This is a genomic window from Nocardioides houyundeii, assembly GCF_002865585.1.
GTDB classification, from domain to species: Bacteria; Actinomycetota; Actinomycetes; order Propionibacteriales; family Nocardioidaceae; genus Nocardioides; species Nocardioides houyundeii.
In genome coordinates this window covers 1,522,629-1,546,982 of sequence record NZ_CP025581.1, presented here as the reverse complement: position 1 = coordinate 1,546,982, position 24,354 = coordinate 1,522,629, and the positions used below count along the sequence as shown (strand labels likewise).

The 24,354-nt window shown below is 72.0% G+C and carries 23 protein-coding genes and 1 pseudogene; 4 read left to right on the top strand and 20 right to left on the bottom strand.

Annotation, left to right across the window (positions count from 1 at the left end):
• Positions 1-408: 408 nt before the first annotated feature.
• The 20 genes and pseudogenes from C0R66_RS07515 to mraZ all read right to left on the bottom strand — a co-directional run bounded on the left by C0R66_RS07515 (position 409) and on the right by mraZ (position 19,383).
• Positions 409-1,158 carry a DivIVA domain-containing protein gene (locus C0R66_RS07515; protein ID WP_101524177.1) on the bottom strand — a complete coding sequence of 250 codons (750 nt, stop codon included), beginning with the start codon at positions 1,156-1,158 and terminating at the stop codon, positions 409-411.
• A gap of 149 nt (positions 1,159-1,307) precedes the next feature.
• Positions 1,308-1,601, bottom strand: coding sequence for a YggT family protein (locus tag C0R66_RS07510; RefSeq protein WP_101524176.1), 294 nt, complete (start codon positions 1,599-1,601; stop codon positions 1,308-1,310).
• 6 nt (positions 1,602-1,607) lie between these two features.
• Positions 1,608-2,108, bottom strand: coding sequence for a cell division protein SepF (locus C0R66_RS07505; RefSeq protein ID WP_101524175.1), 501 nt, complete (start codon positions 2,106-2,108; stop codon positions 1,608-1,610).
• A gap of 58 nt (positions 2,109-2,166) precedes the next feature.
• Positions 2,167-2,862 carry a YggS family pyridoxal phosphate-dependent enzyme gene (locus C0R66_RS07500; RefSeq protein ID WP_101524174.1) on the bottom strand — a complete coding sequence of 232 codons (696 nt, stop codon included), beginning with the start codon at positions 2,860-2,862 and terminating at the stop codon, positions 2,167-2,169.
• Positions 2,859-3,430, bottom strand: a pseudogene (locus C0R66_RS20100) (purine nucleoside phosphorylase YfiH/LACC1 family protein). Before C0R66_RS20100 ends, C0R66_RS07500 begins: the two are co-directional and overlap by 4 nt.
• 191 nt (positions 3,431-3,621) lie before the next feature.
• Complete coding sequence (gene ftsZ / locus C0R66_RS07490) at positions 3,622-4,872, bottom strand: cell division protein FtsZ (RefSeq protein WP_101524173.1); 1,251 nt, start codon at positions 4,870-4,872, stop codon at positions 3,622-3,624.
• Positions 4,873-5,125: 253 nt separating this feature from the next.
• Entirely contained in the window at positions 5,126-5,881 is a 756-nt protein-coding gene (locus C0R66_RS07485) for a cell division protein FtsQ/DivIB (RefSeq protein WP_101524172.1), read from the bottom strand.
• Entirely contained in the window at positions 5,881-7,299 is a 1,419-nt protein-coding gene (murC, locus tag C0R66_RS07480; RefSeq protein ID WP_101524171.1) for a UDP-N-acetylmuramate--L-alanine ligase, read from the bottom strand. Before murC ends, C0R66_RS07485 begins: the two co-directional genes overlap by 1 nt.
• The gene (gene murG, locus C0R66_RS07475) at positions 7,296-8,366 is read right to left on the bottom strand and encodes an undecaprenyldiphospho-muramoylpentapeptide beta-N-acetylglucosaminyltransferase (protein WP_101524170.1); all 1,071 of its coding nucleotides are present in this window, start codon (positions 8,364-8,366) and stop codon (positions 7,296-7,298) included. Before murG ends, murC begins: the two co-directional genes overlap by 4 nt.
• Positions 8,367-8,378: 12 nt before the next feature.
• A complete protein-coding gene (gene ftsW, locus C0R66_RS07470) occupies positions 8,379-9,623 on the bottom strand; it encodes a putative lipid II flippase FtsW (protein ID WP_101524169.1) in 1,245 nt (414 codons plus the stop codon).
• 24 nt (positions 9,624-9,647) lie between these two features.
• Complete coding sequence (gene murD / locus C0R66_RS07465; RefSeq protein WP_101526109.1) at positions 9,648-11,108, bottom strand: UDP-N-acetylmuramoyl-L-alanine--D-glutamate ligase; 1,461 nt, start codon at positions 11,106-11,108, stop codon at positions 9,648-9,650.
• Positions 11,105-12,178, bottom strand: coding sequence for a phospho-N-acetylmuramoyl-pentapeptide-transferase (gene mraY / locus C0R66_RS07460; RefSeq protein WP_101524168.1), 1,074 nt, complete (start codon positions 12,176-12,178; stop codon positions 11,105-11,107). Before mraY ends, murD begins: the two co-directional genes overlap by 4 nt.
• Positions 12,175-13,566 carry a UDP-N-acetylmuramoyl-tripeptide--D-alanyl-D-alanine ligase gene (locus C0R66_RS07455; RefSeq protein ID WP_241901618.1) on the bottom strand — a complete coding sequence of 464 codons (1,392 nt, stop codon included), beginning with the start codon at positions 13,564-13,566 and terminating at the stop codon, positions 12,175-12,177. Before C0R66_RS07455 ends, mraY begins: the two co-directional genes overlap by 4 nt.
• A gap of 5 nt (positions 13,567-13,571) precedes the next feature.
• Complete coding sequence (locus C0R66_RS20395) at positions 13,572-14,339, bottom strand: Mur ligase family protein (RefSeq protein ID WP_277869176.1); 768 nt, start codon at positions 14,337-14,339, stop codon at positions 13,572-13,574.
• Positions 14,336-15,100 carry a Mur ligase family protein gene (locus C0R66_RS20390; RefSeq protein WP_277869175.1) on the bottom strand — a complete coding sequence of 255 codons (765 nt, stop codon included), beginning with the start codon at positions 15,098-15,100 and terminating at the stop codon, positions 14,336-14,338. The genes C0R66_RS20395 and C0R66_RS20390 overlap by 4 nt, the downstream gene beginning before the upstream one ends.
• A 32-nt stretch (positions 15,101-15,132) precedes the next feature.
• Positions 15,133-16,851 carry a peptidoglycan D,D-transpeptidase FtsI family protein gene (locus tag C0R66_RS07445; protein WP_101526108.1) on the bottom strand — a complete coding sequence of 573 codons (1,719 nt, stop codon included), beginning with the start codon at positions 16,849-16,851 and terminating at the stop codon, positions 15,133-15,135.
• A 217-nt stretch (positions 16,852-17,068) separates the two neighbouring features.
• Positions 17,069-17,578 (bottom strand): cell division protein FtsL, encoded by a 510-nt coding sequence (ftsL, locus tag C0R66_RS07440; RefSeq protein ID WP_101524166.1) that lies wholly within the window; start codon positions 17,576-17,578, stop codon positions 17,069-17,071.
• Entirely contained in the window at positions 17,575-18,543 is a 969-nt protein-coding gene (gene rsmH / locus C0R66_RS07435) for a 16S rRNA (cytosine(1402)-N(4))-methyltransferase RsmH (RefSeq protein WP_101524165.1), read from the bottom strand. The genes ftsL and rsmH overlap by 4 nt, the downstream gene beginning before the upstream one ends.
• 5 nt (positions 18,544-18,548) lie before the next feature.
• On the bottom strand, positions 18,549-18,704 hold the full coding sequence (locus C0R66_RS18610) for a hypothetical protein (RefSeq protein WP_158647940.1): 156 nt from the start codon (positions 18,702-18,704) through the stop codon (positions 18,549-18,551).
• A gap of 250 nt (positions 18,705-18,954) precedes the next feature.
• A complete protein-coding gene (gene mraZ / locus C0R66_RS07430; RefSeq protein ID WP_101524164.1) occupies positions 18,955-19,383 on the bottom strand; it encodes a division/cell wall cluster transcriptional repressor MraZ in 429 nt (142 codons plus the stop codon).
• Between the two features lie 364 nt (positions 19,384-19,747).
• Here mraZ and C0R66_RS07425 point away from each other — a divergent pair, with 364 nt between their 5' ends.
• Genes C0R66_RS07425 through C0R66_RS07415 form a run of 4 tightly spaced genes read left to right on the top strand, consistent with a single transcriptional unit; the run spans position 19,748 to position 24,351 of the window.
• The gene (locus C0R66_RS07425) at positions 19,748-20,725 is read left to right on the top strand and encodes an AAA family ATPase (protein ID WP_241901617.1); all 978 of its coding nucleotides are present in this window, start codon (positions 19,748-19,750) and stop codon (positions 20,723-20,725) included.
• A complete protein-coding gene (locus C0R66_RS19380) occupies positions 20,718-20,963 on the top strand; it encodes a hypothetical protein (protein ID WP_241901616.1) in 246 nt (81 codons plus the stop codon). Before C0R66_RS07425 ends, C0R66_RS19380 begins: the two co-directional genes overlap by 8 nt.
• A 26-nt stretch (positions 20,964-20,989) precedes the next feature.
• Positions 20,990-21,994, top strand: a complete 1,005-nt coding sequence (locus tag C0R66_RS07420) for a DUF58 domain-containing protein (RefSeq protein WP_241901615.1) — start codon at positions 20,990-20,992, stop codon at positions 21,992-21,994.
• Positions 21,991-24,351 carry a transglutaminase TgpA family protein gene (locus C0R66_RS07415; RefSeq protein WP_101524163.1) on the top strand — a complete coding sequence of 787 codons (2,361 nt, stop codon included), beginning with the start codon at positions 21,991-21,993 and terminating at the stop codon, positions 24,349-24,351. The genes C0R66_RS07420 and C0R66_RS07415 overlap by 4 nt, the downstream gene beginning before the upstream one ends.
• Positions 24,352-24,354: the final 3 nt, after the last annotated feature.

The window sequence follows — 24,354 nt, the reverse complement described above, 5'->3', positions numbered from 1 at the left end:
GCCGGCGCCGCTTTCTTGACCCCGTTGCGAGCCGGCGCCGCCTTCTTCGCCGAGCCCGCCTTCCTCGCGACAGAGCCGTTGGCCGCCTGTTGCCCGGGTGGCGTCGGGGCCTGCGTGGGAACCCGCGGCGTGGATGCCTCGGCGTCCTCCAGGCTCACGCCCCTGCGGCCACGCGCCTTCTCGGCCGCCGCAGCGGCGGAGTCTCCGGGAGTCTTTCGAGCACTGCGCACCATGGCGATCCGCCCCCTAGGACAACAAAGCTGTGGCGGGCGCCACATGCTCGCCACCGGAGGCTAGCCCGTCGTACACCCGGACTCAACCTCCGTCGGCGCGCGATGTATCTCTGCCGACAGCACGACGGCCGGCCCCCGAGGGGACCGGCCGTCGTGTGCCGAACGAAGGGGGGCGTCAGCCCTCGTCGTCACCCAGGATCGAACGCAACCGCTTGGGGGCGGGCGAGTTCTCGCCGGGTGCCGGGTTCTCCAGGCTTGCTGTTCCCTCCAGGGACTCCAGCTGCTGGGTGAAGTAGGTCTTGAGGCGGGAGCGGTACTCGCGCTCGAACGAACGCAGCGTCTCGACCTCTCCGTTCAGCTTGTCGCGCTCCTTCTCCAGGTCACCGAACATCTGCTGACGTCGCTCGGCGGTCTCGGAGTCGAGCATCTGGGCGCGCTGGCGGGCGTCGGCCTCGACGCGGTCCGCCTTCGACTTCGACTCGGCCTCGAGCCGCTCGGCCTTGGTGCGGGCCTCGCCGACGATCTTGTCCGCCTCGTTCTTCGCGCCGTCGACGAGCTCGTCGGCGTTGCGAGTGGCGATCTCCAGCAGCCGAGCCGCAGCGTTGGAGGCGTCCGGCACGGTCTCGACCTTGATGGTCTCCACCACCGGTGCGGGCGCAGGGGTCGCTGCCACGACGGGCTCCGGCTTGACCGGCTCGGGCTCCTTGACCACGGGGGCCGTGAACGGTGCCGGCGTCGGGGCACTGGCCCCAGCGGTCTGCGCCGAGGACAGCTTCGCCCGCAGGTCGTCGTTCTCCTTGGTCAACCGGGCAAGCTCGGCCTCGACCTCGTCCAGGAACTGGTCGACCTCCCCCATGTCGTATCCCTCACGGAGACGGACAGGAGTAAAGCGCTTGTTGCTCACGTCCTCAGGCGTCAGCGGCATGACCTCACCCAATCTCTTCGTCGGCAAAACTTGTGGTTGTGAACTGTGGGAACAATAGCGCCCCCGGATGCTCCGTGGTCAGGGACCCGTGAGGCTGGTGGGTTCGCGGCGGGGATCCGGGTCGCCCGGTCCGGAGGATCGGCGTCTGATCACCCGAAGAACACGATGCCCACGACGCGCAGCAGGAGCCACGCGACGAGGAAGACGATCATGAAGCTCAGGTCCAGGGCGAGCGAGCCCAGCCGGATAGGCGGCACGAACCTGCGCACTGCCTTGATGGGCGGGTCCGTGGCCGTGTAGACGCCCTCGAGCACCACGAGCAGGGGGCCGGTGGGGCTCCACTGTCGCGCGAACACCTGGACCCAGTCGATGATGAATCGCACGAACATGAGAGCCAGGAAGAGCCAGATCAGCCCGTAAAGGATGTTGCCCACCACGATCATGAGGACTCAGCTCTGGTTGAAGAAACCGCCTTCGACGAGGCGCTCCTTCTCCTCGGCAGCCACCGTGACGTTGGGCGGGCACAGCAGGAAGACCTTGTTGGTCACCCGCTCGATGGTGCCGCGCGTGGCGAACACCAGGCCTGCGGCGAAGTCCACGAGCCGCTTCGCGTCGGAGTCGTCCATCTCGGAGAGGTTCATGATCACCGGGATGCCCTCCCGGAACTGCTCGCCGACGGTGCGCGCCTCGTTGTAGGTGCGGGGGTGCAGAGTGGTGATTCGACTCAACTCGCTCACTGTCTGTGCGACGGGGACCGGCGTGGGCCGCCGGCGCTCGGAGAGATCGGCGACCGGGGCGGGTCGGCGCTCCCGACCCGGTCGGTCCTCGACCCGGCCGTGGGTGGTGGTCTCGGTCTCGGCGGAGACTTCCTCCGCCTTGTAGTCGTCGTACCGACCGGTGTCCTCGAGCAGGCCGAGGTACTCGCCGATCCTGCGCATCGCGCCGCTCATGACAGTTTCCTCCGGTACGTCGTGGCACTCACAGTGAGTGCCGTCGTGAATTTCGACATTACTTGATCACAGGCCTCGGACCGAGGACCGCTGACCCGATGCGCACGTGTGTCGCACCGTGCCCCACCGCTGACTCCAGGTCCCCGCTCATGCCTGCGGAGAGCACACCCGCAGTGGGGTGCGTCGCCAGGAACCCCGCGCGGACCTCGGCCAGCCGGGTGAACGCGCTGTCCGGCTCCTCCCCCAGCGGGGCGACTGCCATCAGTCCGCGCAACCTCAGCCCCGGGGTGCCGGCGACCTCGTCGGCCAGCCGGTCCAGGTCCTCGGGAGCCGCCCCGGACCGGGAGGTGGCCCCCGGCGGGTCCAGGCTGACCTGGAGCAGCACGTCCACGTCCTGCCCACGGGCGAGTGCCCCCCGGCCCAGCGGGGCCACCAGCTTGCGGCGGTCCACCGACTCGACCACGTCGGCATAGCCGGCGACGGCGGCGGCCTTGTTGCTCTGCAGTCCACCGATGAAGTGCCAGGTCAGGTCCAGCTCGGCGCACTGTGCGGCCTTGTCCGCGGCCTCCTGGTGCCGGTTCTCCCCCACGTGGGCGACGCCGAGCTCGGCGAGAAGGCGCACGTCAGAGGCGGGGAAGAACTTGGTCACCACCACCAGCGTCACCTCGTCGGTCCGCCCAGCAGCACGCCGCGCGTCGTCGATGCGGCGGGTGACGGTCTCCAGGTTGGCCGCCAGCACCTCTCGCCTGCTCACGGCCGCATCCAGATCAGCGCGCCCATGCGTCCCGCCGCCTCGCCGTCGCGCCGGAAGGACCACAGCCGCGGGTCCTCGAGCGAGCAGAGTCCGAGCGAGGTGTGGCTGCGCACGCCGCTGCGCTCGAGCTGAGCCAGCACGCCGGCCCCAGGTCCAGGGCGGGGGTGCCCCACGAGGTCTCGGACCAGGTCTCGGGCACCACAGCGGCGACCGCGTCACGCATCGGCGCGGGCACCTCGTAGCAGCGACCACACACGTGGGGTCCCACCCAGGCGTGCAGGGCCTGACCGCCCAGCGCCCGCACCTGCTCGACCGCGGCGGTCACCACGCCCTCGACCACGCCCTTGCGCCCGGCATGGACGGCGCCGATGACGCCGACCTCGGGATCGGCCAGGAGCACCGGGACGCAGTCCGCCGCCCGGGCCATCAGGGCGACACCGGCCTGACGGGTCACCAGGGCGTCCGCCTCGGGCACGCCCTCCGGCCCGGACTCCGCGGCGGCCCCTGCCACGGCGCCTGTTACGGCGGGGCCCACCACGTGCACCGTCGAGCCGTGCACCTGTCGCATCCGCACCACCTCGGCGCCGCACTGGCGACCCAGGGCCAACAGCGTGGGGTGGAGCGAGCCCGGCCCGCCCGTACCGGTGAGACCCGGCGCGGGCTCCGCGACGTCGACCGTGGCGTCGGTGAAGGCCACCTGCACGCCGGCCGCTCCCGCGGCACTCTCGGTGTGGACGAACATCCGCGACTCCCCGGTCCTCACTTCAGGAAGTCGGGGATGTCCAGGTCGTCGTCGTCGAACTCGACCTTGCGCTGGACCCGAGGACGCTCCGGCGCCGGGGCGGCCTGCTGCGCGGGTCGTCCCCCCTGCTGGGAGGAGGCATCGCCCCCACGCCCGGCGTCACCCTCGCGCTGGTTGCCCAGCACGGGTGACTGCACCGGCGGGCGGGCCTCGACCTGAGGACGGTCCGTGGCCGGACGCTGAGCCTGCGGACGCTGGGTCTGCTGCTGCGTCTGGGTCGCGGGACGGTTGAAGCCCGAGCTGTTCTCGCGCCGCTTGGGCATGCCGCCGTCGAACCCGGCCGCGATCACGGTGACCCGCACCTCGTCGCCGAGGGCGTCGTCGATCGTGGCGCCGAAGATGATGTTGGCCTCGGCGTGGGCCGCCTCCGAGACCAGGGCGGCCGCCTCGTTGATCTCGAACAGGCCGAGGTCGGAACCTCCGGCGATCGAGAGGAGCACGCCGTGGGCGCCTTCGATGGAGGCCTCGAGGAGGGGGCTGGAGACCGCCATCTCGGCCGCGGCAACCGCGCGGTCCTCGCCACGGGCGGACCCGATGCCCATCAGGGCCGAGCCGGCGTTGGCCATCACCGACTTGACGTCGGCGAAGTCGAGGTTGATCAGGCCGGGGGTGGTGATCAGGTCGGTGATGCCGGAGACACCCTGCAGCAGGACCTGGTCGGCCTGCTTGAACGCGTCCAGGATCGACACGCTGCGGTCGCTGATGGACAGCAGGCGGTCGTTGGGGATGACGATGAGGGTGTCGACCTCCTCGCGCAGCTGCGCGATGCCCTCCTCGGCGGAGTTGGCCCGGCGGCGTCCCTCGAACGCGAACGGACGGGTCACCACACCGATGGTCAGGGCACCGAGCGAGCGCGCGATGCGGGCCACGACGGGGGCACCGCCGGTGCCGGTGCCGCCACCCTCGCCGGCGGTCACGAACACCATGTCGGCGCCCTTGATGACCTCTTCGATCTCGTCCGCGTGGTCCTCGGCGGCCTTGGCACCCACGTCGGGGTTGGCGCCGGCACCGAGGCCGCGGGTGAGCTCTCGACCGATGTCGAGCTTGACGTCGGCGTCGCTCATGAGCAACGCCTGGGCGTCGGTGTTGATCGCGATGAACTCGACACCCTTGAGTCCGACCTCGATCATCCGGTTGACGGCGTTCACGCCACCACCACCGATGCCCACGACCTTGATGATCGCCAGGTAGTTCTGGGCTGCTGCCACGGCTCTACGCCTCTCTTGCGTCTGGGCCGGCCGGTTGCCGGGCTCCGGTTGATCGTCAGGGGATGTCGCGAGGTCCGGGGAGCGGATCTGTGCTGCTGCTCAGGTCCGCGAAACCCTAACCGTGAACCTGAGGGTTATAGTTATGTCAACCTCGCGTTGGGTATGACCATAGGCAAGCGACGGCTCCCAACTGGTCCAGACACGCCGCGCGCCGCAGTTAGGTCGTGAGATCTGGGCCTCCGGGGAGGTCCGCTCAGTCGGAGGTGACCGGCTGGCCGGGAACGCTGACGTCGTACCGGCGGGCCTCGCGCGCCTTCAGCAGGGCCGCCAGCACCGATGCCTTGTCGTCGGACTGCTCGGCACTCCCCCAGACCACCACCCGACCGTCCCTGAGCACCAGGGAGATCTGGTCGACGGTCTGCACGTCCACGTGGTCGACCCGGGATGCCAGGTCCTCCGGCAGCGCCGAGACGACCTGCGCGGCCTCGCGCAGCGCGTCCCGGCCGGCGTCCCCGACGACCCGCACCCGGGGCAGCGTCGCCGGCGCCTGGTCGTACTCACGGAAGACGACCCCCTCGGAGTCCATGCCGCGCCACGAGCCGCCCAGGTCGACCACGGCCACGGCCGCGCGCTCCTGGACGGACACCAGGATCTCGTCGGGCCACTGTCGCGTGACGCGCGCGGAGCGGACGGCCGCGAGTCCCTCCACCCGCCGCCTCACCGAGTCCAGGTCCACCCGGAGCAGCGGGGTGTGCGCGGGGACGGCGGCGGCCTGCCGCACCTGCGCCGCGGAGACCTGGTCGGCACCGTGCACCGCCACCCCCGCGACCGCCAGCACGGAGGAGAAGTAGGCGAGCCAGACACCCGTGCCGATCAGCACCAGGACCAGCACCGCGACCAGCACCCGACGCCACACCTGCCAGCGCCGCAGCCGCTGGCGGCGGGCGAAGCGCCGTCGGGTGCGCTCGGCGGCCTCGACCTGCCCCAGCGGGCGCGGACGCCAGGTCATCAGCTGTCGCGAGCCGCGAGCAGCGCGAGCACGCGGGGCCCGACCTGGGTGACGGTGCCGGCGCCGAGGGTGAGGACCAGGTCGCCGGGCGCCGCCCGGCGTACCAGCTCGGCCGGGACGGCGTCGAAGTCGGGTTCGAAGACCACTCGGCCGGCCGGCAACGGGCACGCCTGCGCCACCAGGGCGCCCGAGACGGCCGGATCGGGGTCCTCGCGGGCCAGGTAGACGTCCATCACGACGACCTCGTCGGCCGCGGCCAGGGCCTGGCCCATGGCCGTGCCGAAGATGCGGGTGCGCGAGACCAGGTGCGGCTGGAACGCCACGACGACCCGCCCCTCCCCGGCCACCGCGCGGGCCGCGGCGAGGTCGCCCGCGATCTCGACGGGGTGATGGGCGTAGCTGTCGAAGACCCGGATCCCGGCCGCCTCGCCCTTGCGCTCCATCCGGCGCCGGGTGCCGGTGAACCCGGCGAGCCCGGCGAGCAGTCGCTCGCGATCGTGCCCGAGCCGGATGCCGGCGGCCAGCGCGACCGCGGCGTCGAGCAGGTAGTGGCGTCCCGGGATCTGCAGCTCGAGGCGGGCGACCTCGCCGCCGCGGTCCACCAGGCTCGCCGAGGAGCTGGTGCCGACGAAGCTGAGGTCGGTGAGCCTGAGATCGGCGTCGGGCGACTCCCCCACCGCGACCACCTCGATGCCGAGCGAGCGCGCCTGCTCGGCGAGCGCCGCCGCGCCCGGGTCGTCGACGGCGCAGACCAGGAACCCACCGGGCTCGATCCGCCGCAGGAACGCCGAGAACGCCGCCCGGTAGGCCTCCTCGGTGCCGAAGTGGTCCAGGTGGTCGGCCTGCACGTTGGTCACCAGTGCCGCGTGCGGGGAGTAGACGAGGAAGGCGCCGTCGCTCTCGTCGGCCTCGGCCACGAACAGGTCGCCGGTGCCCTCGTGCGCGTTGGCACCGGTGGCGGCCAGGTCCCCACCCACCGCGTACGTCGGGTCGGCACCGGCCGCGATCAGCGCGGAGGTGAGCAGCGAGGTGGTGGTGGTCTTGCCGTGGGTCCCGGCGACGGCGACCGTGCGCCGGCCCACCATCACCGAGGCCAGACCTGCAGAGCGGGGCAGCACCCGCAGGCCGCGGCGCAGGGCCTCGACCACCTCGGGGTTGTCCTCGCGCACCGCGGTGGAGACGATCAGCGTGTCGACGCCCTCGACGTGGGCGGCGTCGTGACCCAGGTACACCCGCGCCCCGAGCTCGCGCAGGGCCTCCAGCGTGGGCGAGTCGGTGCCGTCGCTGCCCGAGACCTCGATGCCGCGCTCCAGCATGATCCGGGCGATGGCGGACAGGCCGGCCCCGCCGATGCCGACGAAGTGCACCCGGCCGAGCTGGTCGGCGGGCAGGAGCTGGTCGGGGACCGGGAGCTTCACCGGGCGGCCTCCAGGATCATCCGGGCCAGCTTCTCGTCAGCGTCCAGGACGACGGCGTGCGAGGCGGCGGCGCCCATCAGGCGCAGTCGGTCCGGGTCGTTGAGCAGGCCGGGCAACGTCGCGGCCACCCACTCGCTCGACAGCGCCTGGTCGGCCACCATCAGCCCTCCCCCGGCGTCGACGACCGGCCGGGCGTTCAGCGCCTGCTCGCCGTTGCCGATCGGCAGCGGGACGTAGACGGCCGGGAGCCCCGTCCCCGACACCTCGGTGACGGTGTTGCTGCCGGCGCGGCACAGCACCGCGTCCGCCGCGGCGTAGGCCAGGTGCATCCGGTCGACGTAGTTCACCACGACGTACGGGACGCCGGTCTCCGGCGCCGCCACCTGCTGCTTGGGACCGACCACGTGCAGCACCTGGACCCCGGCGGCGCCGAGGTCGGGGGCTGCACCGACCATCGCCTGGTTGATCCGGGCGGCGCCCTGTGACCCGCCGGTGACCAGCAGGGTGGGTCGCTCCGGGTCGAGCCCGAAGGCGGCGCGCGCCTGGTCGCGCAGCGCGGCCCGGTCGAGCGTGGAGATCATCCGGCGTACCGGGAGGCCGAGGTGGACCGCGTGCGGAAGGGGGGTGCCGGGGAAGCTGGTGGCGACATGGGTCGTCAGCCGGGCGCCGAGCTTGTTGGCGATGCCGGGCAGTGCGTTGCCCTCGTGGACCACCAGCGGGAGTCCCCGGCTGCGCGCGGCCAGGTACGCCGGCACGGAGACGTAGCCGCCGAAGCCGACCACCACGTCGGGCCGGACCCGGTCCACGACCTCCAGCGCCGCCGCGCGGGCCTGCCACAACCGCCCGGGCGTGCGCAGCAGGTCGGCCCCGGGCCTGCGCGGAAGCGGCACCCGAGGCACCACCTCCAGGGGGAACCCGGCCTGGGGAACCAGCCGAGCCTCCAGGCCCGTCGAGGTGCCCAGGCAGGTGATGGTGGCCTCGGGGGCCAGTCGCAGGATCGCGTCAGCGGTCGCGAGCAGGGGGGACGTGTGGCCGGCGGTGCCACCGCCGGCGAGCAGGACGTGCATATCGGTGCCAGCCTAAGTCTTGTCCGGGCCGACGGGCGGACCGGCCGCCAGGCCCACCGAACCCGGACGCCGACGGGCGGCGAGCGCGGCGGCCGCCTCCGGCTCGCGTCGCGCGAAGCCGATCAGCAGGCCGAGGGCCACCAGTGAGGGCACGAGGGCGGATCCTCCGTAGGAGACGAGCGGGAGCGGGATGCCGATGACCGGCAGCAGTGCCAGCACCATCCCGACGTTGATGATCATCTGCCCGAGCAGCCACACCACGATGCCGAACGTCATGTAGCGCACGAACGGGTCGGTCGTGGTGGCCGCGACCCGGGTGGCGGCGTAGGCGATCGTGAGGAACAGGCCGACGACCAGGAGCGTGCCGACCAGGCCGAGCTCCTCGCCGAGCACCGCGAAGATGAAGTCGGTGTGGGCCTCCGGCAGGTCTCCCCACTTCTGGATCGAGCGCCCGATCCCCTCGCCGAGCCATCCGCCCGAGGACAGGGCGTAGAGCCCGTGAGCGGGCTGCCAGCCGCTGTCGTGGTAGTCCTTGAAGGGGTCGACGAAGTTCGTCAGCCGGCCCCGGCGCTCGGGGCTCGTGGAGGCCAGGAAGAGCGCCAGCACTCCGACGATCGTCAGGCAGAACGCGAAGAGCCGTGCCGGGGCGCCGACGATCCACAGCATCGACAGCAGGATGGCGAAGAGCACCAGCGCGGTCCCCAGGTCGTGCCCCACCACGACCAGGGTGATGATCGCCAGCAGCCCGGGGACCACCGGCACCATCACGTGGTGCAGGTCGCCGAGTCGCCGCTCCTTGTGGGCGTACACGTGCGCGGCCCAGAGCACGATCGCCAGCTTGGCGAACTCCGAGGGCTGGAGGGCGAACGGGCCGACCGCCAGCCAGTTCTTGTTGCCGTTCACGGTCACGCCGAACTTCGCCACCAGCGCCAGCAGCACGATCGCGGCCAGGTATCCCGGGTAGGCGAGCCGCCTGAGGTGCCGCAACGGGACGCGTGAGGCGACGAAGGCCGCCGGGACGCCGATGAGCACCCACATGAGCTGGCGCTTCACGATCGCGTAGGAGTCGTCGTAGACCCGGAACGAGTTCACGCTCGAGGCGCTCAGCACCATGATCAGGCCGATGGTCAGCAGGAGCGCCGAGGAGCCCAGCAACAGGTAGTACGAGGTGAGCGGGCGGTCCAGGGCCTGCTTGAGGGCCAGCCGCTGGGTGCCGAAGGTGCCGCGCGGGACGTGCTCGGGGTTGGCGGTGGTCATCGCTCCCCTTCCCTGTGCTCCTGGCTAGTCCGTCTCGCCCGCTGCCCTGCGCCGCACCGCTGAGGCGAACGCGTCGCCTCGTGCGCCGTAGTTGGCGAACATGTCCATCGAGGCACATCCCGGCGCCAGCAGCACGGTGTCTCCCGGACTGGCGAGCCCGACTGCGGCGTCGACGACGCGCTCCATGGGATCTCCAGTCTCCCCGTCGCCAATCTCGATGACGGGGACATCTGGCGCGTGTCGCGAAAGGGCGTCGGCGATGACGTGCCGGTCCCGGCCCAGGAGCACCACGCCGCGCAGCCGGCTGCGGACCGAGGAGACCAGGTCGTCGAACCGGGCGCCCTTGGCCAGGCCGCCGGCCACCCACACCACGGAGTCGTAGGCCTGCAGCGAGGACTGGGCGGCGTGCGGGTTGGTGGCCTTGGAGTCGTCGACGTAGCTCACCTCGCGCACGGTCGCGACGTGGGCGATGCGGTGGCCGTCGGGCCGGAAGGCGCGCAGCCCGTCGCGGACTGCGGCCTGGCTCACGCCGTGCGCGCGAGCCAGTGCGGCGGCCGCGAGGGCGTTGGCCACGAAGTGCGGTGCCGGCGACGCCAGGTCGGCGATGGTGCACAGCTCGGCCGCGCTGGAGGCCCGGTCCTCCACGAACGCGCGGTCCGCGAGGATGTCCTCCACCAGCCCGAGCATGCCCACACCGGGCATCCCGAGGGTGAAGCCGATCGCCCGGGCGCCCTCCACCACGTCGGCCTCCTCCACCAGGCGGCGGGTCCGCTCGTCGGCGACGTTGTAGACGCAGGCCCGCTGCGCCTGCGTGTAGATGCGGCCCTTGTCGGCCACGTAGTCGTCGAAGGAGGGGTACCAGTCGAGGTGGTCCTCGGCGACGTTGAGCACCGCGGCGGCCTCGGCGCTCATCGAGGAGGTGTAGTGCAGCTGGAAGCTGGAGAGCTCCACGGCGATCGCGTCGTAGGGCTCGGGGTCCATCACGGCTTCCACGATGGGCCGTCCCACGTTGCCCGCGGCGGTCGACCTGAGTCCCGCCGCGGTGAGGATCGAGTCCAGCATCTGCACGGTCGTGGTCTTGCCGTTGGTGCCGGTGACGGCCAGCCAGGGTGCCGGGTGCTCGGGGTCCCGCAGCCGCCACGCCAGCTCGACCTCGCCCCACACCGGGACGCCGCGGGCCCTCGCCTGGGCGATCAGGGGGGCGTCGGGACGCCAGCCGGGAGAGGTGACGAGCACGTCCACCTCGTCCGGCAGCCGCTCGGTCACGCCCTGGCCCAGGCGTACGTCGGCCCCCAGGACGTTCAGCAGCTCGGCCTTCTCGGCCTTGTCGTCGGAGGTCGCCTCGTCCAGCGCGACCACCCCGGCGCCCAGGTGGTTCAGGCTGTCCGCAGCCGCGAAGCCGGAGACCCCGAAGCCGGCCACGACGGCGCGCACGCCGTCCCAGGAGTCGCGACGGCCCAGGGAGCGGGGATCCTTGCTCGTCATCCGATGCCCGCCACCCATTCGGCGTAGAAGATGCCCAGTCCGGTGGCCACGGCCAGGCCGGTGATGATCCAGAACCGGATCACCACCGTCACCTGCTCCCACCCGAGCATCTCGAAGTGGTGGTGCAGGGGGGCCATCCGGAAGATCCGCCGTCCCTTGGTCGCCTTGAAGTACCCGACCTGGAGGACGACCGAGAGGGTCTCGACCACGAACAGCCCACCGATGATCACCAGCAGCATCTCGGTGCGGGTCAGGATGGCGAGGCCGGCGAGCGCCCCGCCGAGGGAGAGCGAGCCGGTGTCGCCCATGAAGATCTGGGCCGGCGAGGCGTTCCACCACAGGAAGCCGAAGCAGGCGCCCATGATCGCCGCGGAGACCACCGCCAGGTCGAGCGGGTCGCGCACCTCGTAGCAGGAGCCGGAGGACTGGAGCGCGCACGACTGGTTGTTCTGCCAGATGTTGACCAGCGTGTAGGCGCCGAAGACCATCACGCAGGCACCGGTCGCGAGCCCGTCGAGCCCGTCGGTGAGGTTGACCGCGTTGCTGAAGCCGGTGATGAAGAACCAGATGACCACCAGCAGCAGGATGGTCGGCACCACCCAGGAGTCGAAGTCCCGGATGAAGGAGAGGTGGCGGGAGGCAGGGGTCTCCCCGCGCTCGTCCTCGAGCATCGGGGAGAGCGCGAGCAGGCCGAAGACCAGCGCGATGACGGTCTGGCCGATCATCTTCGCCTTGCTCCGCAGGCCGAGGCTCCGCTGCTTGACGATCTTGATGAAGTCGTCCAGGAACCCCACCGCGCCCAGTCCCACGAAGAGGAAGAGCAGCAGCAGCGCCGACGCGGTCGGGCTCTGACCGGTGATCAGCTTGGCGAGGAAGTAGGCGACCACCGAGGCGCCGATGATCACGATCCCACCCATGGTGGGGGTGCCCCGCTTGGTGTGGTGGGTGGTGGGCCCGTCGTCCCGGATCTCCTGGCCGTAGCCGCGTCGCGACAGCGAGGTGATCGCCACCCGGGTGCCGAGCAGCGAGAAGATGAGCGCCAGTCCGCCCGCGAACAGGATGGCTCTCATCGAGCAGCGTTCCCTTCCAGAAGTCCTTGCGCGACGTGCTCCAACGCAGCACCGCGGGATGCCTTGACCAGGACGACATCGCCCGGGTTCACATTCTCCCGCATCCAGGCCAGTGCCTCGTCCCGAGTTGCGGTGACAATCGCCTCACCACGCCAGTCCGGATCGCTCCTGGCCCCGTCGGCGACCTGCTCGGCCGCGGAGCCGACCGTGACCAGCACGTCGATCTGGGCCGCGGCCAGGAACTGCCCGACCCCGCGGTGCGCCGCCGGCGATCCCTCGCCGAGCTCGAGCATCTCCCCCAGCACGGCGAAGGTGCGCCGCCCACCGGCACGCCCGATGTGGCCCAGGGTGTCCAGGGCGGCCATCGTCGACTCCGGGTTGGCGTTGTAGGCGTCGTTGATCACCAGCAGACCATCGGCGCGCCGGGTCGGCTCCATCCGCCAGCGCGACTCCGCCCGGGCTCGGGTGAGGCCGTCTGCCACGAGGTCGAGGTCGAGGCCCGCGGCCAGCGCCATGGCGGCGGCTGCGGCGGCGTTCTCCACCTGGTGGGCACCGAGCTGCGCCAGGTGCACCGGCGCCCACGACCCGGCGTACCCGAGCTGGAAGGCCGGTCTGCCGAGCTCGTCGGTGGTGACGTCGCGCCACGACACGTCCCCCGACGGTCCGAAGGTCACCACCCCGGCCGCGGTGCGGTCGGCCATCGCGGCGGTCAGGGAGTCGGAGGCGTTGAGGACCGCGGCGCCGCCGGGCGGCAGGGCCTCGACGATCTCGCCCTTGGCCTGGGCGATGGCCTCCCGACTGCCGAACTCCCCCAGGTGGGCGGTCCCGACGTTGAGCACCGCCCCGACCCGGGGCGGCGCGACAGCGCAGAGCCGGGCGATGTGCCCGATGCCCCGGGCACCCATCTCCACGACCAGGAAGGAGGTCTCCGGCGTGGCGCGCAGCACCGTGAGCGGGACGCCGAGCTCGTTGTTGAAGTTGCCGGCCGTGGCCACGCACGGGCCGGCGGCCGCCAGCACCTGGGCCAGGTAGTCCTTGGTGCCGGTCTTGCCCTGCGAGCCGGTCAGGGCGAGCACCATCAGACCGGGCAGGGAGTCGACCACGTGCCGGGCCAGCAGGCCCAGCGCAGCGAGCGGGTCCTCGACCAGGACGCCGGGCACGCCGCACTCGCGGGTGCCCAGGAACGCCGCAGCGCCCTGCGCCACCGCGGCCGCCGCGAACTCGTGGCCATCGACCCGCTCGCCCTCGATCGCCACGAAGAGCCCGCCCGGAAGCACGTGTCGACTGTCCACGAAGGCGGCCTCGGTGACGGTCGGCGGAGCTTGGCTCGCCCCGTCGACTCCGGTGACGGTCCCCGAGACGACCTCGGCGACCTCGTTCAGGCTCATGGGAATCACAGTGCGTCCAGCTCCTCACGGGCCACGGTGCGGTCGTCGAAGGGGTGCACCCGGTCGCCGACCTCCTGACCGGTCTCGTGGCCCTTGCCGGCCACGAGCACGATGTCACCGGGACGGGCCCGGCGTACGGCGTCGCGGATGGCCAGGCGTCGGTCGCCGATCTCGACGACCTCGGCCCGGGAGCCCGGGGCGATGCCGGACAGCACCGCGGCCCGGATCGCCGCAGGCTCCTCGCTCCGGGGGTTGTCGTCGGTGACGACGACCACGTCGGCCAGCCGGGCGGCGATCTCCCCCATCAACGGTCGCTTGCCGGCGTCCCGGTCGCCGCCGGCCCCCAGGACCACGATGAGTCGGCCGGTCGTCAACGGCCGGAGGGTGCGCAGCGTGGCCTCGACGGCGTCGGGCTTGTGGGCGTAGTCCACGATGACCGCGAACTCCTGGCCGGTCTCGATGCCCTCCAGCCGCCCGGGGACCCCGGCACCCGCGGCGATGCCGGCCGCGACCGCGGCGGCATCGAACCCGGCCTCGGCCGCGGAGGCGATGGCGGCCAGGGCGTTGGCGACGTTGAAGTCGCCGGCCAGGGGCACGCCCGCGGCACACGACTCGCCCTCGGGCCCGAGCACGGTGAAGGTGGACCCGGTCGCCGTCGCGCGGACGTCCACCGCGCGCCAGTGCGCCGCCTCGTCGCCGGAGGCGGACAACGTGCGCATCGGGATGCTCGGGGAGTCCAGCAGCCGGCGCCCGTAGGCGTCGTCGAGGTTCACCAGCCCGCGCCGGGCCCGCTCGGGGTGAAGAGCGAGGCCTTGGCCGCGAAGTACTCCTCGACGCTGGAGTGGAAGTCGAGGTGGTCGCGCCCCAGGTTGAGGAAGGTCGCCACGTCGAAGACCACGCCGTCGACCCGGCCCATCACCAGGGCATGGCTGGAGACCTCCATCGCGCACACCCGCACCTCCCGCTCGCGCATGAGGGCGAACAGGGCGTGCAGGTCGGGGGCCTCCGGGGTGGTCAGGGTGGTCGGCACGTCCACTCCGGCGATCCTGGTGCCGACGGTGCCCACCGCCCCGGCCCGCACCCCGGCCGCCTGCAGGCCCGACTCCGCCAGCCGGGTGGTGGTGGTCTTGCCCTGGGTCCCGGTGACCCCGATCATCGCCAGCGAGGTCGCCGGGTCGCCGTACAGGTGGGCGGAGAGCGGGCCGAGCAGGGCCCGGATCCTCTCCACCACCACGGTGGGCACCCCGGGTGGCAGCAGGGCGGCACCCTCGGGGTCGGTGAGCACCGCGACGGCGCCGGACTCCAGGGCCGCCCCGGCGTACGCCGCGCCGTGCACGCGGGCACCCGGGAGCGCGACGTACAGGTCGCCGGGGAGCACCCGTTGGGAGCTCAGCGTCAGGCCCGTGACCAGGGTGCGCGGCTCGCCGTGCAGGAGCGGGACGGCGTGCGTCCCGAGCCAGTCCGCGATGTCGGCCAGGCTGCTCGCGGGCGGGCGCTCAGGCCTCGTCGCCGAGACCGTCCGCTCGTTCTTCACGCCCGGGAGACTATCTGCGGCGAGCCTCCAGGTCACCATTCAACCGGCAGGCGCGAGGGCTTGGTGCCCGTGGGCGGGACGCCGTAGCGCGAGAGCGCGTAGCCCATGATCCGGGAGAACACCGGACCGGCGACAGAGCCACCGCCACCGTCGACCTCCGGGGCATGGATCACGACGTAGACGGTGAACCGGGGGTCGTCGGCGGGAGCGAAACCGCCGAAGCTCAGGGAGAAGGAGCCGTCGTAGCAGCCGCAGTCCCCGTCGACCCGCTGGGCGGTGCCGGTCTTGCCGGCCACCCGGTAGCCGGGCACCTGCGCCCGAGGGGCCACGCCGACCTCGGGATCCACCACGCGCTCCATCATCTGGGCCGTCTGCCGGGCAGCCCGCTTGCTGACCACCCGGGCACGGGTGGCGACCTCGGTGCCCACCTCGGTGCCGTCGTCGGTGGTGGCCCGGCCCCGGATCAGGCTGGGACTGACGCGCACCCCGCCGTTGGCCACGGTGTTCACCGCCGCGGTCATCTGGAGCGCGTTGACCGAGAGCGACTGCCCGAAGGCGACGCGGTCCTTGGTCTGGGAGGTCATCACCTCGCCCGGAGTCAGGATGCCGCGGGTCTCGCCCCGCACACCGACCCCGGTGGGCTCCCCCAGGCCGAACCTGGACAGGTAGCCGGTGAGCTCCGCGGGAGTGAACTGGTCGGCGGCCAGCACCGTCCCGATGTTGGAGGACTTCGCGATGACCCCGGCCATCGTGAGCTTGATGATGTCGTGGTCGAACCAGTCGTTGATGGTGCGGTCCTGCCGCGCCAGACTGGAGGGGATCTTGATCTTGGTGCGTGCGGTGACCTTGCCGGCGTCGACCAGGGACGCCACGGTCAGCACCTTCTCCACCGAACCGGGCTCGAACGGCTCGCTCAGCGCCCGGGACCCGAGGTCCTCCTCGGGGCTCTCCTGCGGGGAGTTCGCGTCGAACGTGGGGACGTCGGCCAGCGCCAGCACCTCGCCGGTGCGCGAGTCCATCACGATGGCTGCGCCGGACTTCGCGCGGTAGTCCTCCACCGTCTGGGCCAGGGCCTTGGTGACGAACCACTGCAGGTCCTGGTCGAGGGTGGTCTGAAGGGGCTGACCGTCCACCGCCTCGGTGATCGAGTTCTCCGCGAGAGGCACTCGGTAGCCGCCGCTTCCCTGGGTGTAGCGGGCACGACCGTCGGTGCCCGAGAGCTGGGCGTCGAAGGTGCGCTCGAACCCGCCCAGCGGCTCGTCGGTACCCATGAAGCCCACCAGGTTGGCCGCCACCTCGCCGGCCGGGTAGTTGCGGACCGGGTCCTCGTGGGTGGTGACGCCCTGGTAGCCGGCCTGCTTGAGCTTGTCGATGACGCTCTCCGCCTTGGTGGCGGGCACGCGCCGGTCCAGGTACTCGAAGCGGCTGCCCTCCTCGCGCAGGCTCTCCAGCGCCTTGAAGTAGTCCAGGCCGAGCTCGCTGGACAGGATCGTCGCGATCTCCGGGGCGTCCGCAGCAGTCATCAGGGGATCGGCCACCACCATCTTGCCGGTCACCGAGGCGGCCAGCGGCACACCGTTGCGGTCCAGGATGTCCCCGCGCGCCGCGGGCAGCGTCAGGTCCACGACCCCCTCGGCAGCTGCCATCTGCGCGTACGACTTGGGGTCGATGCCCTGGAGCTGCACCAGGCGGGCGCCGAAGAGCGAGAGCACCATCGCGATGAGGACGAACCCGAACCGCAGGCGCACCATCGGTGACCCGCGGCGGCCCTCCCTGGCCTCGGAGCCTCTGCCACGCCGCAGCTGCGGACGGCCGGTGGTGGTCAAGGGTGGGCTCCGTTTCGGTTCGGGACTCCTGGCGGTGTCGTACTCATTGATACCTGTCCGGAAGGGCGCTTCGGCTCAGGTCACTTGCGTGTCGGCGCTTCGGCGCTCCGCCTCGGCCGGACGCGTCAAGGGGTCGACCGGCTCAGGGAGTGGTCTGGGCGGCCCCGGCGTCTGCAGGGACCTGGACCACGGTGACCTCCGGTCGGAGCTCGGGCGGCAGCGCCTTCGGGCGGGGCGCCAGGCGCATGCCGTTCTCCCGCGTGGCAGGGGCGGGGGTGCCCACGATCGCGCCGTCCAGCTTCAGGAACGCCGGCGCGGCCGGGATGACCATCCCCATCCGCTGGGCGGCCAGGGCGACCCGCTGGGGGTCGCGCAGGTCGTCGAGCTCCATCTTCAGCGACTCCTCGTGCGCTGCCATGGTCGCGGCCTGCGCCTCGAGCCGGTTGGCGGTGAAGGCCGCCTGCTGCATGGAGGTGTTGAAGAGCAGGAGCCCCACGACCCCGGTCAGCAGGATCATCGAGACCAGGAAGACGAAGGGCACCCGGGGAGCCTTGGAACGCACCCGGGGCACGACGTTGAGGCGCGACCGGGTGACGGCCGCCTCGCCGATCGCGGCGACACGGGAGCGGATCTGGACTGCGGGGCTGCTCATGATCGGTGCGCTCCTCGGGCTGGCAGGACTCGTTCGACGGCTCGCAACCTCACGGAGGCAGCTCGGGGGTTCTCAGCGATCTCGTGCTCGTCAGCGACCTCGGCACCGCGGGTGACCATCCGCATGGTCGGCTCGTGGCCCTCGGGGATGAAGGGCAGGCCCTCGGGCACGTCGAGGCGGGTGAGCGCGGTGAAGGCGTGCTTGACCATCCGGTCCTCCAGCGAGTGGTAGGCCTCCACCACGACGCGGCCACCGACGGAGATCACCGACAGCGCGGCCGGGAGCGCGTCCCGCAGCGCACCGAGCTCGTCGTTGACCTCCATCCGGAGGGCCTGGAAGGTGCGCTTGGCGGGGTGTCCCCCGGTACGCCGTGCGGGCGCGGGGATCTCGGCGTAGAGCAGCTCGACCAGCCGACCCGAGCGGGTGAACGGCTCCCGCTCGCGCTCGCGCACGATCGCGCCGGCGATCTTGCGGGCGAACTTCTCCTCGCCGTACTCGCGCAGCACCCGGGTCAGCTCCTGGGCGGAGTAGGTGTTGAGGACCTCCGCGGCGGTGATGCCCGTCGTCCCGTCCATCCTCATGTCCAGCGGCGCGTCCTCGGCGTAGGCGAACCCCCGCTCGCGGACGTCCAGCTGCATGGAGGAGACCCCGAGGTCGAAGAGCACGGCATCTACCGAGCTCAGCCCCTGCTCGGCCACCACGTCCGCGATCTCGTCGTAGACCGCGTGCACGGGGGTGAACCGATCGCCGAACCCGGCCAGCCTGGACGAGGCCAGCTCCAGCGCCTGGGGGTCACGGTCGATGCCGATCACCCGGACGTGGTCGAAGCGCTGCAGGACCGCCTCGCTGTGGCCTCCCAGGCCCAGCGTGCAGTCCACCAGCACGGCGCCGTCACGCTCCAGCGCGGGTGCCAGCAGGGCGACGACCCGGTCGAGCATGACCGGGACGTGGGATGCGCGGCTCATCTGCCCTACTTGCCCAGGGACGTGAGGATGAGCAGCGCCAGGGCCAGCGCGGCGGAGGCGCCGGCGGAGAAGGTCATCACGGCCAGCACCTCGCGCGCCTGGTCCCGGACGCGACGCGGACGTGCCGCCCGCCCCGTGACAGTTGCGGAAACGCTGTCCATAGATCTCGACCCATCTGTCGTGGCTGCTGGTGCGGGGAGTGCGGTGCCGGCGATCGGCGGTACGTGCCGGCGGCGGCTGTGTACGACGTAGTGGTCAGGTCCCTGCCCGCTCCCGCGGTGGGAAGGTCCTCTGGTGCCGGGGAAGTGACCCCAGATGACCCGCATGGAGCGGGCTCGAGACCTGGCCCTACGTCGTTGGTGAAGTTGTGGTGCTGCCGACCTGCTGGTGCTGCGGTGCTGCTGGGTCCGGCTAGATGCCGGGGAAGACCTCGTCGCTGAGCTCGGAGAAGACCTGCTCCTGCTCCTCGCTGTAGCTGGCCCAGGAGGCGGGGTCCCAGATCTCGATCCGGTTCATCGAGCCGATCACGATCACGTCCTTGCTCAGCGACGCGTAGTCGCGGAGCACCTGCGGGATCGAGATGCGGCCCTGCTTGTCTGGAACCTCCTGGCTGGCGGCCGCGAACAGCATGCGGACGTAGTCCCGGGTGCCCTTGTTGGTCACCGGCGCCTGGGCCAGGCGTTCGGTGAGCCGACCGAAGTCCTCCAGTGACCACACCGTCAAGCAGCGTTCCTGCCCTCGGGTCACCACGAGTCCTTCCGCCAGCTGATCTCTGAACTTCGCGGGGAGGAAGAGCCGACCTTTGTCATCCAGCTTGGGCGTGTAGGTGCCGAAGAACATCCGGCACCCCCCACGTTGTCGACCCCTCCACCACTTTCCCCCACATTACCCCACTTCCCTCCACCGTCAATCACCTTTCACCCGATTCCGCCCCAAATCCAGGCACGAACTCCCGGTCCCGCCCTCCCCCGTCGGCACCGTCTTAGGTGGCTCGCCGCGCTAAAACCGCAGGTCAGCGCCGTGTGGTGGAGCGTGGACCCGTGAGATCCGGCCCGGGTGGAGCGCCGGTGGAGCAGGGAGCACACCGGGTGGTGCGGAGTGGAGCAAAGCGGCGGGCGCCACGGGGGCGCGACAGCCATCCCTCGACTAACGTGGATCACTCACACGACGTCGCGCCCGGGCGTCGGGACGAGGGGAAGACACAGTGAGCGTGCCGATCGCCGTGGGAGCCGATCTAGACACCCTGAACCGGGTCACCGGTCGGGTGCGCGAGAACATCGAGCGGGTGATCGAGGGCAAGCCCGACGTGGTCTCGACCGCGCTGATGGTGCTGCTGGCCGAGGGCCATCTCCTCATCGAGGACGTTCCCGGGGTCGGCAAGACGATGCTCAGCAAGGCGCTGGCGCGCAGCATCGACTGCACGGTGCGTCGCATCCAGTTCACCCCGGACCTGCTGCCCTCCGACGTCACAGGCGTCTCGATCTTCAACCAGGACACCCGCGAGTTCGAGTTCCGCCCCGGTGGGGTGTTCGCCAACATCGTGGTCGGTGACGAGATCAACCGCGCCTCCCCCAAGACCCAGTCCGCCCTGCTGGAGTGCATGGAGGAGCGGCAGGTCACCGTGGACACCACGACGTACCAGCTGGAGTCGCCGTTCATGGTGGTGGCCACCCAGAACCCCATCGAGATGGAGGGCACCTACGCCCTGCCCGAGGCCCAGCGGGACCGCTTCATGGCCCGGGTCTCGGTCGGGTACCCCGTCGAGGCGGCCGAGCTGGCGATGCTCGCCTCGCACACCAGCGCCAGTCCGCTGGACGACCTCGAGCCCGTCACCGACGCCGCGGAGATCCGCAAGCTGATCGACATCGTCGCCCAGGTGCACGTCTCGGAGCCCGTCCAGCGGTACGCCGTGGCGCTCGCGACCGCCACCAGGTCCTCCCGCGAGCTCAACCTGGGCGCGTCCCCACGCGCCACCCTGCACCTGGTGCGAGCCGCGAAGGCGGTCGCGGCGATGTCGGGTCGGGACTACGTCCTGCCCGACGACGTCCACCGGCTGGCCGTGCCGGTGCTCTCCCACCGGCTGCTCACCAACGTGGACGCCGCCATGAGCGGCCGCACCAGCAGGGACGTCCTCAACTCCATCCTGGACAGCGTCCGCGTCCCGGACTCCGGTCGTGCGTGAGGCCCTCGCCTCGCTGACGGTCCGGGGCCGGGCCTTCCTTGCCGGCGGCCTGATGGCGGTGGTGTGCGCGATCCTGCTGGACCAGCAGGGCCTGGTCCGGGTCGGAGGTCTGGTGGTCGCGCTGCCGCTGCTGTGCGCGGCCTTCCTGGGACGCTCCCACTTCCGGCTCGCCCTGGAGCGCGAGGTGACCCCCGCCTGGTCGCGGCCGGTCAGCCCGCCCGGGTCACGCTCACGCTGACCAACGAGGGCCGCGCGCCCACCGGGGTGCTGCTGCTGGAGGACCAGGTCCCCTACGCCCTGGGCGCACGACCACGGTTCGTGCTCGAGGGCATCGCACAGGGCTGGCGCCGTCAGGTGACCTACCAGCTGCGGGCCGACCTCCGGGGCCACTACGAGATCGGCCCGATGACGATCCGGATCACCGACCCGTTCGGCCTGGTCGAGCTGGGCCGGACCTTCCACACCAGTGCTCCACTGACCATCACCCCGCCCACGGTCCCGTTGCCCGACATCGGGCTCGGCGGCGCGTGGACCGGCTCGGGCGACAACCGACCGCGCTCGTTCGCCACCGGGAGCGCCGAGGACGTGACGGTGCGCGAGTACCGCCAAGGTGACGACCTGCGGCGGGTCCACTGGCGCAGCTCGGCCCGGCTGGGCGAGCTGATGGTGCGACGCGAGGAGCAGCCCTGGCAGTCCCGGGCCACCGTGGTGCTGGACAACCGGGACGGCTCCCACCGGGGCAAGGGTGCCGCCTCGTCACTGGAGGAGGCGGTCACCGCGGCCGCCTCGATCGCCGTCCACCTGACCCGCCGAGGATTCATGGTGCGACTGGTCACCGCGGCCGGTGAGGAACCCACCACCGCCTGGCACTTCCGTGACCCCGAGGCCAACACCGGGCCCCTCCTGGAGGCGCTGGCCGTGGTCGACCTCGACCGCCGCCCCTCGATGGACACCTCCTGGCTCGGAGAGGCCGGCCAGGGCGGGGTGCTGGTCATGGTGAGCGGCGCCCTGACCAGCCACGACCGCGGCTTCCTCAACCGGCTGCAGCACCAGGGCAGCGCGCCGATGGCGATCGCGCTGGACGTGGACGCCTGGGCGCCCGGCCGCACCCGCACCAGCCCCCCGGCCGCCGCCCTGCTGTCCGCCGCCGGTTGGCGAACCGCCCAGCTGGGACCAGGCGGCCGTCTCGACGCCGCGTGGCAGGAGCTGGGGCGTGCCGCGGTGCGGACGCATGCACGGGATCGTCGCGACATCCGGGCCACGCCGTGACGCGGGCGCCTTCGTTCGGTCGCGAGCTCCTGCTCTCCACGGTGGCCGCCGCCACCGTGTGGGCGGCGATGCTCGGCTGGTCCCCGCTGACCGAAGCACCGGGCTCCTTCCTCGATCCGCTCATCTGGTGCGCGGCGGTGGTGGCGGTCTCCGGCGCGGCGCTGCGTCACGCCCGGGTTCCGGGAGCGGCAGCCGTCCCGTTCCAGGCGCTCCTGGCGGGGCTCTGCGTCCTGTGGGCGGTCACCGGCTCCCCCGTGCCCGCTCCGGGCGGGATCAGCGAGCTGCTCGCCGGGTTGGACCAGGCGGTCACCTCGGCCCACCGCTATCCCTCCCCCGTGCCCCGCGACGTCCCTGGCGTCTGGCCGCTCTTCCTGCTCGTCGGCGCGTCGTCCATGGTGGTCGTCGACGTGGTGGCGGTGCGACTGGGCCGCGCCGCCGGGTGCGGCCTGCTGCTGATGGCGCTCTACAGCATCCCGGTCAGTCTGCTGGTCGCAGGCGTGGCCTGGTGGGTGTTCGTGCTGGTCGCGACCGGCTTCCTGACCCTGCTTTTCCTGCAGCAGGACGGTCTCGTCTCGCGCTGGGGACGCGGCGTGCCCGGAGGCCGTGAGGGCGAGGTGGGCCAGGCCCTGCTCGGGACCCGGACGGGCAGGGCCCGGTCCTCGGCCCTCGCCCTCGGCGCCGGCAGCACCGCACTGGCTGTCGCGCTGCCCGTCCTCGTGCCGACACTGGGGCTCGACGTGTGGAACGGTCCCGGGCAGGGCCAGAGCGGCGACGGCATCTCGGTGGCCAACCCGTTGGTCGATCTGCGACGGGACCTCCAGCGGGGCAACGACGTCCCGCTGCTCCAGGTCCAGAGCACCGGGAGGCGGCCGACGTACGTCCGGCTCTCGGTGCTCAACCGCTTCAGCGGCGAGGAGTGGAGCAGCGGCGACCGCACCGTGCCGCCCAGCCAGCAGGCCGACGGCGACCTCCCGGACCTGGTGGGGGTCGACCGGCGGCTGAACCGCGACGAGACCACCTACACGTTCGCCGCCACCGACGGCCTCGAGTCGCGCTGGCTGCCCACCATGCCCCAGACCTCGCAGATCACCGCCGAGGGCGACTGGCGCTACGACCGCTCGACGATGGACTTCATCGCCGGCGACGACGACCTCACCACCGCGGGGCTCAGCTGGCAGCTCCGGGGTGTGGACCTGGAGTACGACGCCCAGAGCCTGGACGACGCCGGTTCCGGGGTCTCCCAGACCGGGGCCGACCTGGTCCAGGTGCCAGCCAACCTGCCCGGTGTCGTCCGCTCGCTGGCGGAGTCGGTCGCGGGCGGCGAGACCACACGCTTCCGTCAGGCCCGTGCCCTGCAGGAGTGGTTCCGCACCGAGTTCACCTACAGCCTGGACCGGGTCGACTCGGTGGGCAACAACGAGCTCGTCGCCTTCCTCTCCCCCGAGGGGCGGACCGGCTACTGCGAGCAGTTCGCCGCCGCCATGGCCGTGATGGCACGAGTCCTCGACATCCCGTCCCGGGTGGCGGTGGGCTTCCTGGAGCCGACCGAGGTCGCCCCCTCGATCTGGGAGTTCTCCTCGGACGACCTGCACGCCTGGCCGGAGCTCTTCTTCCCCGGGTCGGGGTGGGTGCGCTTCGAGCCCACCCCTAGCTCGCGGGCTCCCGGGACGCCGGGCTACACGGTCGCCAACCTCCCCGAGATCGAGGAGACCGTGCGTCCGGCGCCCCGAGCCGGTGAGGGCCTGATCAGCAGGGCACCGCGTGAGCAGCGGCAGGAGGAGACGCTGGAGCAGACGGGATCCCAGGAGGCCTCGGCCTTCCCGTGGCGCCGTCTGGTGGGCACGGTGCTGGCGCTGCTGGTGGTGGTCGGGCTGGCCCTGACCCCGGCGCTGGTGCGGCGCCGCCGGCGCCTGGCGAGGCTGCACGCCGGGGACATCGAGTCGCTGTGGGCGGAGCTGGCCGACCACGTGGTCGACCTCGGCCGGCAGTGGCCCACGGGCCGCTCGCCCCAGGCGGCCGCCGATGCGGTCTCCCAGTGGTTCGGGGCACCCGGGGACGATGCGCGTCCCCGGCTCGGGCCGGACCAGGACCCGCGGGCCAGGTCCGCGCTCCGTCGACTGGTCACAGCACTGGAGCGCTCCCGCTACGGGCGTCCTGGAGTCGCGGCGGACCGGGTGCCCGGGTGGCTGGAGGACCTGCAGACCTGCACTCGCGCACTGTCGGCCGGCGCCGGGAAGGGGCGGCGGTCGATGGCGACCTGGTGGCCGACCTCGGTGCTGCGCCAGGTCGGGACCGGGCGCGCCGAGGCAGAGCCGGTGGTGACGAGCCGCGCCGGACTGGCCGACCACCTCAGCTGAGGT